The 13,379-nt window shown below is 30.1% G+C and carries 13 protein-coding genes; 7 read left to right on the forward strand and 6 right to left on the reverse strand.

The window, feature by feature from the left end; genetic code table 4:
• Positions 1–64 precede the first annotated feature (64 nt).
• From OF377_RS00165 to OF377_RS00190, 6 genes are read right to left on the reverse strand one after another with little or no spacing between them, the layout of a single operon-like run.
• A complete protein-coding gene (locus OF377_RS00165) occupies positions 65–1,522 on the reverse strand; it encodes an endonuclease/exonuclease/phosphatase family protein (RefSeq protein ID WP_263835885.1) in 1,458 nt (485 codons plus the stop codon).
• On the reverse strand, positions 1,504–1,680 hold the full coding sequence (locus OF377_RS00170) for a hypothetical protein (RefSeq protein ID WP_263835886.1): 177 nt from the start codon (positions 1,678–1,680) through the stop codon (positions 1,504–1,506). Before OF377_RS00170 ends, OF377_RS00165 begins: the two co-directional genes overlap by 19 nt.
• Positions 1,664–2,353, reverse strand: coding sequence for a 5'-methylthioadenosine/S-adenosylhomocysteine nucleosidase (gene mtnN, locus OF377_RS00175; RefSeq protein ID WP_263835887.1), 690 nt, complete (start codon positions 2,351–2,353; stop codon positions 1,664–1,666). The genes OF377_RS00170 and mtnN overlap by 17 nt, the downstream gene beginning before the upstream one ends.
• 2 nt (positions 2,354–2,355) lie before the next feature.
• Complete coding sequence (yqeK, locus tag OF377_RS00180) at positions 2,356–3,627, reverse strand: bis(5'-nucleosyl)-tetraphosphatase (symmetrical) YqeK (RefSeq protein WP_263835888.1); 1,272 nt, start codon at positions 3,625–3,627, stop codon at positions 2,356–2,358.
• Positions 3,614–4,699: a GTPase RsgA gene (rsgA, locus tag OF377_RS00185; RefSeq protein ID WP_263835889.1), complete on the reverse strand. Its 1,086-nt coding sequence runs from the start codon at positions 4,697–4,699 to the stop codon at positions 3,614–3,616. The genes yqeK and rsgA overlap by 14 nt, the downstream gene beginning before the upstream one ends.
• 46 nt (positions 4,700–4,745) lie before the next feature.
• Positions 4,746–5,651 (reverse strand): deoxyribonuclease IV, encoded by a 906-nt coding sequence (locus OF377_RS00190; RefSeq protein ID WP_263835890.1) that lies wholly within the window; start codon positions 5,649–5,651, stop codon positions 4,746–4,748.
• A 186-nt stretch (positions 5,652–5,837) separates the two neighbouring features.
• Between OF377_RS00190 and OF377_RS00195 the strand changes: the two genes are divergently transcribed.
• The 7 genes from OF377_RS00195 to OF377_RS00225 all read left to right on the forward strand — a co-directional run bounded on the left by OF377_RS00195 (position 5,838) and on the right by OF377_RS00225 (position 13,360).
• The gene (locus OF377_RS00195) at positions 5,838–6,125 is read left to right on the forward strand and encodes a hypothetical protein (RefSeq protein WP_263835891.1); all 288 of its coding nucleotides are present in this window, start codon (positions 5,838–5,840) and stop codon (positions 6,123–6,125) included.
• A gap of 36 nt (positions 6,126–6,161) precedes the next feature.
• The gene (locus OF377_RS00200; RefSeq protein WP_263835892.1) at positions 6,162–6,950 is read left to right on the forward strand and encodes a lysophospholipid acyltransferase family protein; all 789 of its coding nucleotides are present in this window, start codon (positions 6,162–6,164) and stop codon (positions 6,948–6,950) included.
• A gap of 98 nt (positions 6,951–7,048) precedes the next feature.
• A complete protein-coding gene (locus OF377_RS00205; protein ID WP_263835893.1) occupies positions 7,049–7,879 on the forward strand; it encodes a segregation/condensation protein A in 831 nt (276 codons plus the stop codon).
• Position 7,880: 1 nt separating this feature from the next.
• Positions 7,881–8,879 carry an SMC-Scp complex subunit ScpB gene (scpB, locus tag OF377_RS00210; RefSeq protein ID WP_263835894.1) on the forward strand — a complete coding sequence of 333 codons (999 nt, stop codon included), beginning with the start codon at positions 7,881–7,883 and terminating at the stop codon, positions 8,877–8,879.
• 91 nt (positions 8,880–8,970) lie between these two features.
• Complete coding sequence (gene tig, locus OF377_RS00215) at positions 8,971–10,485, forward strand: trigger factor (RefSeq protein ID WP_263835895.1); 1,515 nt, start codon at positions 8,971–8,973, stop codon at positions 10,483–10,485.
• A 112-nt stretch (positions 10,486–10,597) separates the two neighbouring features.
• A complete protein-coding gene (gene lon / locus OF377_RS00220; RefSeq protein ID WP_263835896.1) occupies positions 10,598–13,000 on the forward strand; it encodes an endopeptidase La in 2,403 nt (800 codons plus the stop codon).
• A gap of 96 nt (positions 13,001–13,096) precedes the next feature.
• Complete coding sequence (locus tag OF377_RS00225; RefSeq protein ID WP_263835897.1) at positions 13,097–13,360, forward strand: hypothetical protein; 264 nt, start codon at positions 13,097–13,099, stop codon at positions 13,358–13,360.
• The last annotated feature ends 19 nt before the right edge of the window (positions 13,361–13,379 follow it).

Genomic DNA, 13,379 nt, shown 5'->3' on the forward strand with positions numbered 1-13,379 from the left:
ATATTAACAAAAAATCAAACAGCCTCCCTGTTTGATTTTTAATACTATATGCGTTTTCTTTATACTAATTTTTAGGCGTCTCGTTTGCGATATCTTGGGTGTCAATTTTTAGATCAAAAAAGACAGGTGCGTGGTCGCTTGTTTGGTTTCTAACGAGATAATTAATATATGCAACTATTTGGTCACGTACCGGTTTAGTTAAGGTTGATCTTTTCGTTAAATCGTCAAAATATTTTCAATTTTGAATTCACATTTTAATTTCATCCTCACTATAATTTGCTGGTTTTTTCTTACTATTCTTGCCTTTTTCAATTCAGTTTTCCAACACAATTCGACGTATTTCATCATCAATAATGTCGTATCGACTTTGACCCATATTCCATAAATCAAGCATTTGTTGATTCGTATATGCTTGTTTTAAATCACGATCTGTGTGTAAAAATAATTTATCATATGCTGAAACGTATTTACTATATGTTTGACCTAATGAAGTTTTCATCATTGGATCTAATAAACTTGTGTAGACATTGGGTTGGTTTTTAAAATGACCAAATACAAGATTGTGGTTTTTACCCTTAATATTGGTATCACCGGTTAGTATTAAATCCTGATTATTACCATCTTGTTCGTCAAACATTTGCATAACTTTTTTTAACCAATAGGCCTCGTTTAATTCCTTGGTACCGTTATTATAATGGTAGTCGAAATCTTGTTTGCTTTTTGCATTTTTCGATGATCCTGGTGAATCTAAATGGACAGCTAAAATCGAAAAATCCATTTGTTTTTGTTTATCAATAAAACTAACGCCATAAGGAGTACGCGAATAAGTAATTTTAATGTTAGGGTCATTTTCCTCTGTTGTAACTACTTGTTTTAGTTCGATTGGCTCGTTAGTTCTTTTGTTTTTTAAAAAATAAAACTCCTGTTGAACATCAAATACATTTGCTCGATAAATAAATGCTACGCGTTCTTTTTGGGTAACAAAATCAGGACTATATAATTCATCACTTAAAACGTAAGCATAAGGATTTTCCTTGTTTCATTGATTTAGATATTTGATAATATTTTTGACCGCTTGATCGTTTTCATTATGAGCGTTTATCTCTGTCAAAGCAATTACATCAAGGTTCAAATAATTAATTGTCCGAGCTAACAATAAATTTTTAAGCTCATTGTCTCCTCCCTGATTTAACACATTTCAATGACCAATACGTCAATAACCAGCCTGTTTAGTTAATTGTCGGTAAGGATTATTTGATAAAGAAACATTTGTATTCGGAACTTTGTTGTCACTTTGTTGATTGTTTGCAGAAGCATTTTTTTCATCATCTTTCTTTGTCTCAATTCGTTGGTTAATTAAATCAGATTTTGACGTTGTTGCTTCATTTTGTTTTTTTTGTTTATCAGTTTTAAAACTATTTAGCAATGCAAAACAGCTAGTTGCACTGCTCATTAATGTAATACTAGTTGCAGTTAGCATTGAATAACCAATAATTTTTTTAATTAGTTTTGGTTTTTTCATTTTTTTTCCTTTAACTCATCATTTTCTTTTGATTCTCGTTTTTGTGGAGGTTTATTAGTCAAAACAGCAGCAGTTGTTATCGTTGCAATAAACATCCCTCCAACAAGAATACCCGTAATGATACTTGTGATTTTTTTAGTGTTAATTGGCTTTGACATAAAAATAAACCGTCTTAATAATTTCTAGTAAATGGTCTTGAAAATATAAGTTAATTTCATTCAAATTATCCTGGTGACTTTGGGCTGTTTTTGCTTTTGAAACCAAAGTGTCAGAGACCATTTTAACACTGATTCACGGAATAAAATTAGCGTATGCAACGTGCGCAATAGCGGCAAGCTCCATATCAATTAAAGTTGGCTGAAAATCATTAATTAAATTGTGTTGTTCATGATCGACAAATATATCACTACTTCCACATACATAACTATTTAAATTTAAATTTGCGGCAATTTCATCTGATAAATCTTTATGTGCCAAAAAATTCGTTGGTTTGCGAGGGATTTGATTTTTTTGATACCCAAACGCTGTGAGGTCAACGTTCATATATTGAACATTATCAACCAAATAAGGTGTTAAAACTTTAATTTCGGGACTATTTGTTCCACAACTTCCAACATTAACTAAAAAATCAATTTGGAAATTATTTATTAAAGCACTAGTTGTCATCGCTGCATTTACTAAACCAACATCTGAAAAAACCAGAACAAATTCATAGTGATTAATTTTATAAATATAATAGGTAATACCATTAATTTTTTTAATTTTATATTCGCTATATTTAGCAAGAAAATAACTAACTTCATCCTGCATTGCAACAATTATTCCAATCATTTCTAACCTTCTTTCTTATTACTTTTTAAAAGATTAATTAATTTATTATCAGCAAGTTCGATGCGACCAAAACACATATCTTGGTATGTATCAATTTCGTAAAAAACCTTCTCAATATTTTCAAAAGCATTTACACGTAATGTTTTAATTTGGGGATGATCATCTATTGTACGTTCAGGTTCGATTTTATCAGCTACAAATAGCACCATATCCAAAAGTGTTGGGCGTTTAATATATAAATATGGGCGTGTGTGACGAATAATTGCGTTCAAAATCTTTTTATTCTTAAAACCATATGTAAAATACAATAAAAATGCAGCGTTACTTCCGTGTTTTATTGTTCACGGAATTTCTGTCTTGTCTGCTGAATACTTATCATAATATTCGTTTGTTTGTACTTCATTTAAAGGTTTTAAAAGATCGTGATACAAGCCAGCTGTATATGCTAGATGCATAATTTTAGGATCATAATATTGCATTAATTTCGCTGATAAATTTGCCACCCGAATCGAATGTTTAATTCGGTAATAATCGATTTTTCATTCATTATTAATCATTTTACGAATATGCTTTTCTAGTAATCAAATCCCATAAAAACCATGCTCAAGCATATACAAAAAAACCTGGTTATCAATACGATCTTTTCATTCATGAGTTTGTTTAATTTGACTCGATGATACATCTTTATAAACTAAATCCATTAACATTACTGGGTAATCATCTATTTGATAAATTGTACACATACACCGGTCAACACACTTTTTATTAATGCAATCATCCGCTCGCTTAAAACCAATAATTTTTGTTTTTTTCAGAATAACATCATATTCAAACCAAGTTTTAAATTCTTTTAAATTGTCCGTTCCCATAATCAAATAGAACATTGCATTAGGGTAAAGTTTTTGATATTCTTTTAAAATTTCATAACTATAAATTTGTCGTTTATACTGCTTATTTAAAATGATTTCTAAGTCAGAAATATACAAGTTATCAATGTTTTGTGTTTGCATTTTAATCATTTGACAACGATGATGAAAACTCGCTAAATCAGTTTTTAATTTAGCAATTTCATCATCCGGATCATAATGTGCGGCATTGAATTTATTAGAAGCTGGCACCAAAATAATCTGGGTGTTATCGCTCAGATATTTTTGTGTTTTGATAATCATTTCTTTATGTGCATAATGAAACATATCAAATGCACCAAAAAATAAAACAATTTTTTGTGTTTGTACCAGGTCTAAATGGGGAGGAATATTATTAGATGATGGCATGCGAACTTAATTTCACTCCTACTTTTTCATGCACCGTAACGCTAACTTCACGCGCCTCTTGGTTGATAGAAATTAATCCTAAACCAGCAATATTAATATTATGTTTACGTTCAGGCTCTAAAACAAAATAATAAGTTTTTCAAACAAAATTAGAATCCGCATATAATACTTTTAATTCTTGATCTAACAAAGTATTATCAAGATTCTTTTGTACTAAATGCGTTTGCATTCTTTTAAATTTAACATCAGCATTCATATAAAAACTAAAATTAGTTTGTGCTCCATCTAAATATGAAATATATGCTAATTTATTAAACATAATTGTCTGTTGGGGAGCTAAATAATAATTCCGAACCACTGTTTTTTTATAAATAACTTTCTTATTATCATCATTATGCACAAAATTCAAAATGTTATCCGGAAATAAGACACCTGGTGTATCCAAAACGATATTGTGGTTAATTTTAATTTTTAAAATGTTTGTCGAAGTATTAATGAATGAACTAGTTGTTAGATTTGCGGGTAATTTATTAACCATTAATAATCCATTAATCAATGACGATTTTCCAACGTTAGATTTACCAAAAAAAATTGTTTTTCGTTTGTTTTTCGTTTGCTGATTAATAATTTCCATTAAATTTTTTAAACTTGTGTTTGATTTAATTGAACTAAAAACAATATTAGGATTGACAAAACCGTGGTTTTGCAAAATACCAATAATATTTTCCTTAAGTAAATTTGCGTGAAAGCTTTTGGGTAATAAATCAATCTTGTTAATAACAAAGGTGATTTGATCCTGATAAGGTTCTAACTCATCGATAACCGTATTTTCAAGATCAAAAATGTCTAACACCATCATAATGTGTAAATTAGTGAAATCAAGTTGAGCTAATACATTGTTGATTTTTTCATCAATATTTTGGTGGTCAGGTTTATAGTTATAGTTTTTAATCTTAAAACATCTTTGACACATTTTTGTTTGATTGTCAATTATTTTAGGGGTATAACCCGGTTGGTCTTGTTGGTTGGTCAGAATACTTCCACAACCATTACATTTTTTATTTAAATTCATAAATGTTTCTCTTGGTTAATATGTTTATATTATATAAAATCAAATTTTACTCTTGTTTTTCTTTTTTAAAATCAAACCATTGTTTATTGCGAATCATAGCGATTTCATCTTTATATGGAGGGATTGGATTTTTTTTATCACCATATCATGGAGTCTCAAGGATTTTAGGAATGTTATCTAATAACGGATGGTATAAAATGTGCAAAAGATTACTAAAACCAATATTTCCATAACCTAAATTTTCATGTCGATCTTTATGACTTGCGAGAATATTTTTTGAATCATTGATATGTAAAACTTTGATGAATTCAAGTCCAATGTTTTCATTAAACTCATTTAAATATGCATTAAACGAACTACGAGTTAAATCAATACCGCTATCAAACATATGACAAGTATCCAAGCAAACTCCAATATTTTTCTTTGATTCAATTTTGTTGATGATGTATGCGAGTTGCATTAAATCATCCCCGATTTCACTACCTTTTCCAGCCATTGTTTCTAAACAAATACAAACATCTGTGTCAAGATTTCTAAAAATATCATTTAGCATATCTACCAATTGATTCAGGGCAACATCTAAATCCTGATTCAAACGCGATCCAGGGTGTAAAACAATTTTCTTCAAGCCTAACGCTTGTGTTCTTTTGATTTCCTGAGTTAAAAAACTTTTTGCGAGTTCCCGAACTTCAGGTTTTGAAGAACAAGGGTTTATAATGTACGGAGCATGCACAATAATATTATCCAATGCAATATTATGTGCTGCAAGTAACTCATGTGCTTGCTGAATTTGAAATTCACTAACATCTGTACGCTTAGTATTTTGGGGTGCACCCGTGTAAATCATCAAGGTGTTTGCCTCATAACTTAACGCCTCTCGTACTGATCCTAAAAAATAGTCTTTAGCTTTTAAACTGACATGACTACCAATGATTAAATTGTAATGATTCATTCTATCTACCTTAATATAGTATATGTATATTATAGTATATAAAAGATTTACCTAAAAAAATGTCTTTTTGTTTGAAAAATAAAATATAAGAATAAATAAAATAATAATAAAACATAGGAAAAATAACCCTTTATTAACATTTCTTTAAGATTTAGTTTTTGCATAATTTTATTAGGAGATGATACTATGCAAAAACATATTTATAGCAAAGAAAATACTTTTCATTTTTTTAGTGGTTATGTAGTTAATAACCATAATCAATCCCAGCAATTAGAAATTTTAACCTATTACTTGGATCATAACAACCAATGCATTTCAAAAATTCTAACTTTTAACAAAACACAAGCAATTAACACGCAAACATTATCTGATGGTGATTTGATTATAGTTAAGGCAGAGTTAAATGAAAATTGGGACCAAAAATTTTTTAATTTAATTGAATGTGAAAAATTAGAATTAAATACATATTATTAAAGGGGTAATATGCTACAATAAACAAATGGTGATATCATGAAATTTTTAAAAGCATTGGGCTGATTTTTATCATACCCATTTGTTGCAATCTACTTATTAGTCCAAATGTTATTTGCAAAACTACTTGCAAACAAATATAAAAAGAATCCAGAAGACATTACGGAAGCGGATCGTTATAAACGAGTAAGCAAAGCACTTCGCGCTTTAATGTGATTATTGAATGTTAAAGTTGAAACTACCAATGAGATTTTTTTATCAAACCGAAGTATGTTATATGTAGGAAACCATAAATCTAATATTGATGCTCTAGCGTTATTTTTAGCGCTTGAACAACATTCCTTACAAAATATCACGTTCATCGGAAAAATCGAGTTACAAAAATCTTTTTTTGCTCCCCTATTTAATTTAATCGATGTTGTTTATGTAAATCGTAAAGATCTTCGACAAATTCTAAAAACAATGAAAACTCAAGAAACACTGTTGAAAGAGCATACACGTGGATTGGTTGTCTTTCCGGAAACTAAACGCAATCACAGCGATGATTTTTTCCCTTTCCAAGCAGCAACTTTAACTCCTGCTTATAACACCGCAAGTGCGATTCAGCCATTTGTAGTTGGAAACTCAATTAATACAATTGATAAACATGATAATAATAAAAAACGGTTCCGACGTAATTTTTTTAAAACAAAAACCGTTTACGTGTCATTTTTAAAACCATACAACAGTTATGATTATCTAGATATTGACAAAAAAATCTTAATGAAAAATATTGAACAAAAAATCATCGATGAATATGCACGATTAAAAAATGTTTATCATTTTTAAACAAACACGCTTTTGTGTGTTTGTTTTTTATTTGTATTTTGCATATTAATGTATATAATATAGAACATAGATATAAAAAAGAGAGTCCAGGTTTTAACATGGATATAAATAAGAATCGATTCGATTTCTGTTTGCAATTAAATGATTTCGACGGACCATTAGATGTCTTAATTGAACTAATTAAAATGGGTCGTAAAAATATCAACAACCTTGATATTGTCAGTTTAACTAACCAGTACCAAAAATATATTGATGAACAAATTAACACGCTTGAAGACTTTGATCTCGTCAGTGATTATCTGTATTATGCATCGCATTTATTACGTTTAAAGGTCTTATCATTACTCCCTAATCCTTCGTTGTTAGAACAACAAAAACTAAATGAGGATCGTGAAGACTTAATTAAACGATTAATTGAGTATAACAATTATAAAAAGGCCGCAAATTATTTGCAAGAATGTATGCATTGACGTAAAAAAATGTATGATATTCCTCAAAAAGATTATGCCGAATTTATTGATGAAGATGCAACATTTAAGCCATTACCTGATAAACTACCTATAACATTGTTAAAAGAATTGATGGATCAAGTTATATTGGAATACGAACTTAATAACAGCCTCACTAAAACCGAATTTGTTAATCCGGATTATAATGTTTATGATGTAATGTGAAATTTAATTACTTATTTACAAAGTAAACCAGATTACACAAGTGATTTATTAACTTATTTTCTTGATCAACCTTCAACCCACAAAAACAAACGTTTTTTAGTAACAAGTTTGCTAGTTATTTTAACATTGATTTATAAGGAAAAATTAAAAATCATTACAAACGAAATTGATCAAATTACAATTACTCTTTTGGAACTAAATCCCAATATAAATAATTTAATCTTTGATAGTACAACTGATAAAACAGGAAATTAGTATGAATAAACCGAACATTTTGCATAATCTATATCCTAAAAAACAAGATGATACTCATGATCATTTAGGTTTCAAGGATAACGATTATTTTATTGAATCTACCAGTGATGAAGATGAAATCTTTAAACAATCATTAAAAAAACACAAAACTAAAACCCGTATAGAAAACGAGTATTACCAAGCCAAGATTGTTACAGAAGATGATTTTGATAATAAAAGTTCAAAAACATCTGATATCTTCCGCCCTGTTGACCCAAATACAATAATTAAGAAAACAAGCGAAAAAAAAGAAATTATTTTAAATAATAGCGTTCAAAAACAAAGCAACAACGCAGCAAATTTCATTAAAAATAAAAAACAAATTAAATTTAATACTCTACATCAAAATTTTGAAAAACAAAAATTTACCAACACTTTCAAAATAACAGACTTAAATGATGAACAAATCCAAAATGCGATTTCAGTTATTGAATCTATTTTGTATTTAACTGGTGAAGATGGGGCAAGTTTGAATGATTTTAAAAACGCTTTGCAACTAGAACATTATGATATTACCGATATCTTAAATAAGTTACAAAAAAACTACGAAACATCAAATTCAGGAGTTGTTTTAGTCAAGTTTGGAGATAAATATAAAATTTTGACTAAACCAAAAAATAAACAACATTTGGTACTTTTTGTTAACGAACCAACCCGTTTAATTTTGAGTAAAACAACAATGATTACATTAGCAATTATCGCTTATAACCAACCAACAACCCGTGCAAAAATTTATCAAATCCGCAAAAAAGATCCTAAATCTGCGATAGATACCCTATTAAAACATAATTTAATTATTGAGGCTGGGAGAGCTCCAACATTAGGATCACCCCTTTTATATAAAGTTAGTCAACGTTTTTTTGATCTTTTTGGAATTAAAAACATTGCGGAACTTCCAAAATTGGAAAAGGATTTTCATAATTTTAATCCAGTTGATGTTGGGGAAGAAAATTGAGAATAAAAAAAATAATTATTTTTTAATGCTACAATATTAGAAGTAATCATTTTTAAAAACATACAAAATAAATACATAGTAAGAACGAGTGAGAGATATGCAATTAAATAAAAAAACAAAAAATGAATTAAATATTACATTCGAGGTAACTGCTGATCAAGCAATCTGATCAAAAGCACTTGAAAACCAAACCCAGGCATTGACACGTCAATTAAAGAAAAAAGTAAAAATTGATGGTTTCCGTTTAGGGAAAGCACCAGATGAAGAAGTTAAAAAACGAATTAATCGATTTGATTTATATGACCGTGCTTTAAATGAAGTGATTCCTACATTAATTAAAGAACTAGAAGATCTTCCTGAATTCAAAGAAGATCCAACAGAAACATTAGATACACCAAACGTAAACGTTTTAGATCTTGATGATAATAAACTAGTTGTAAGTCTTGCTTATGAAATTTATCCTACAATTACATTAGAAAAATATGATGATTTAACCTTAAGTTTAAATCCAGTAAATGTTGATCCTTCAATTGTTGACAAGGAATTAAAACACGCACAAAAAGTTCGAGCGCAACGTACAAAAAAAGATGAAAATGGAATCATTGAAAGCGGAGATGAAGTTGTCTTTGATTTTAAAGGTTTTGTTAACGGCGTTGCTTTCGAAGGTGGAGAAGCAAAAGACCATACATTAGTAGTAGGTTCAAATGCTTTTATCCCAGGATTTGAAGATCAAATGTTTGGTTTAAAGGTTAATGAAGAAAAAACAATTACAGTAACTTTCCCAGCTGATTACCACGCAAATGATTTAGCTGGTAAGGAAGCACAATTTGAATTAAAAATTAAGTCTATTAGTTCAATTGTTTTCCCTGAATTAAATGATGAATTTGCAGCTTCGTTTAATATCCCAAGTGTTAAGACACTAGAAGAATTAAAAACATTTATTTTAACTAATGCTCAAAAAGCATCAGAAGAGGAAAATTACAACAACGCACAAAACCAAATTAACGCTCAATTATTAGCACGAACAACTATTTCAACAATTCCAGAATCAATGCTAAACAAAGAAAGTGCAAATTTAAAACAACAATTATTAGCTCAATTAAGTCGTTACAATATGGATTTAAAAGAATACTTACGTGTTTCAAACAAAACCGAAGAACAATTAAACGCTGATTTAAAACTACAAGTTGTTGATACAGTTAAACTTTCATTAGTAATTGATTATATTGCTGATAAGGAAAATATTGAAGTAACTGAAGAAGAAACACGTGCTCAAATTCCTACAATGGCTGCTTTATATGGTTCATCAAACAATGAAACAATTAAATACCTAAACGAACATATCGAATTAGTTACTGAATTCGTAAACCAAAAAAAGGTAATGCAGTTCCTAATTGATAAGAACAAGGACAACAAACCAGTTGCAGCAAATAATAAAGAAAAAACTGTTGCAAGTAATACCAATGAAGCAAAAACAGCAAACAAAGCAAAACGTGTCTGCAAAACAAAAACTAGTGCAACTTCCGAAACTCCAGTTAAAAAAGCAAAATCAGCAAGTAAAACAAAAAATACAAGTAAAACATCAAAACCAAAAACTACAAAAACCAAATAAAAAACATTAGCCTGTTATCCCAACAAAATTAGCACTCTTTTAATTTATTTGCTAATTTTGTTTTTTTATTGTTATAATTATTTCAAGTAATAAAAGGACGGTATGAAAAAATATGGATAAAAAACCTATTTTAATTAGTTATGAGAGTATTATTCTCCCATATCAAGAAATCACGATCGAGGTTGGTCGTAAACTTTCCAAAGTCGCTGTTGAAACTGCGTTTAATTCAGAATCAAAAGAATTAGTTCTTGTTTCACAAATTGATAACCAATTCGAAGGAGACAAAATTGTACCCCAACAATTACATCCAATCGCAACTTTAACTAAAATTAAAGATCTACGGGAAGATGAAGATGGTGGTTATGTTATCGATATTGTCGGAATTCGTGCAGTTCGTATTGACTTTAATAGCGATGAAGTCATCGATTTAACATCACAAGCAAAGAAGAATTTTATGTTCTATTGTGATCCTGTAATCGAAAATACAACCTTAACAGATGAAGAACAAACTCAAATTACAGACATCAATACCCAAATTTTTCATACTATTGCTGAACGTTCAAAAATGAAAAACGTGGACTTTCCCGAACGCTTAAGTGCGTTACAATTTCATCCCGAAAGTTTTGCCTTTTTAGCTGCTAAAACTTATTTCCCTGCGAATGCGGGTTCAGAAAATGAAACAAGTGATACAGCAGAACGTTTGAAAATTATGGAAAAAACAGATTTAGTTAGTGTCCACCAGCAAATTTTGGAGTCTTTATATACAAAACTAACTGATTTATCAAAAGTTGAATCTGATGTTCGTGCTCGGGTGAATCAAATTATTAACAACAATTTGCAAAAACAACAAAAAGAATTCTACTTACGTGAACAACTAAAAGTTGTTAAAGAAGAGTTAGGAGAGTTAAGCACTCGTGAAGACGATGCTGATCGAATGCGTACAAAAATTAACACGTTAAATCTTCCAAAACTAGTCAAAGAGCGTGCATTAGCTGAACTCGGCCGTTTCGAAGCGGCAATGTCTTCTAATGAATCATCAATCATTAAATCTTACTTGGATTGATTATTAGAACTTCCATGAGGTAAAATGGGTGTTGATAACAATGATTTAAACAAAGTAAAAGAAGTACTTGAACAGAACCATTATGGAATTAGTAAGGTCAAAGAACGAATCCTTGAATATCTAGCATTACGTATGCGTAATCCACTGATCAAAGGTCCAATTATTTGTTTAGTTGGTCCCCCTGGAGTAGGGAAAACTTCGCTTGTTTATTCAATTGCACAAGCAATGAATAAGAATTTTGTTAAAGTTTCGCTTGGAGGTGTACGGGATGAAGGAGAAATCCGTGGTCACCGTAAAACTTATGTCGGAGCTATGCCAGGACGAATTATTAAAGGAATGAAAAAAGCAGGAGTTGATAATCCGCTATTCTTGTTAGATGAAATCGATAAAATGACATCAGATAATCGTGGTGATCCATCAGCCGCATTACTTGAAGTTCTTGATCCAGAGCAAAACAAAAACTTCTCTGATAATTACATCGAAGAGGAATATGATTTAAGTAAAGTTATGTTTATGGCTACTGCTAACTATTATGACCGAATTCCATACGCATTAATGGATCGTTTGGAAATTATCGAGCTTTCAAGTTATACAGCAATTGAAAAACGTCATATTGCCAAAGAACATTTACTAAAACGAATTTTCAAAGATGCTAAACTAGAAACTAATGATCTAGTATTTACTGATGAGGTATTAGACTTCATCATTGAGCACTACACTAAGGAAGCGGGAGTGCGGGAACTTGATCGGCAACTAGGACATATTGTACGTAAATACATTGTCGAACAACCAAGTACAACTGAATTAATTCCTACAACTCTAACTAAAGAGTTAATTGTTAAATACCTTGGTAAAATTAAATACGATGTTACCCAAAAAGAAGAAATTACAATTCCTGGAGTTGTTAATGGAATGGCTTATACACAAGCAGGTGGTGACTTATTACCAATCGAAGTCAACTTCACACCAAATGTTAAAGGTGGGGCAATTACAATTACAGGTAACCTTGAACGAACAATGAATGAATCTGTGCGTGTCGCATTGGGATTTGTTAAGGCAAATGCACAAAAATACGGCTTACCCGAAGATCTAAAATTCAATGAAATTGACATTCATGTTCACGTTCCATCAGGAGGCATTCCTAAAGATGGACCAAGTGCGGGAATCGCATTAACAACTGCAATTATCTCTGCGTTATCAAAACGCCCTGTTCGTTCTATTTTATCAATGACTGGAGAAATTATGTTACGGGGAAATGTCGGAATTATTGGGGGAGTCAAAGAAAAAGTTATTTCAGCGCACCGTGCGGGAGTAAGAGAAATTATTCTTCCAGTTGACGATGAACGCTACCTTGAGGATGTACCTCAAGAAGTTCGCGATGATTTACAAATTCATTTAGTAAAACACTACGATGAAGTTTATCAAATTGTTTTTAGTGATCAAAAGCAATAGTAACATTAAAAATATATACTCAATTAGGGAGTTACACCGGTAACTTCCTAATTTTATTTAGTATAATATATTAATATAAACGAAGGAGATGTTTATATGGAAATAAAATCTGAATATAACAAAATTGTAGATAACATTTTAGCAAATCCACCTCATCATCACGGACACATCCATGTTCATGAATATAAAATTCTAATGCAAAAAGATGAGTTAAGAACAGGAATTATAACCAAAAGTCCAGTCAACAAACCAGAGTATAGTTTTAATTTAAATTTTGTTGATCAAGTTGATCAACTTAAAGATGGTGACTGCATTTACGCTGATGGTCATGTGTATGTTACGTTGTATTTTGAAGAATAGTAACCTTAATCAATAAGAA

Source organism: Ureaplasma sp. ES3154-GEN, from assembly GCF_025780075.1.
Lineage (GTDB): Bacteria > Bacillota_I > Bacilli_A > Mycoplasmatales > Mycoplasmoidaceae > Ureaplasma.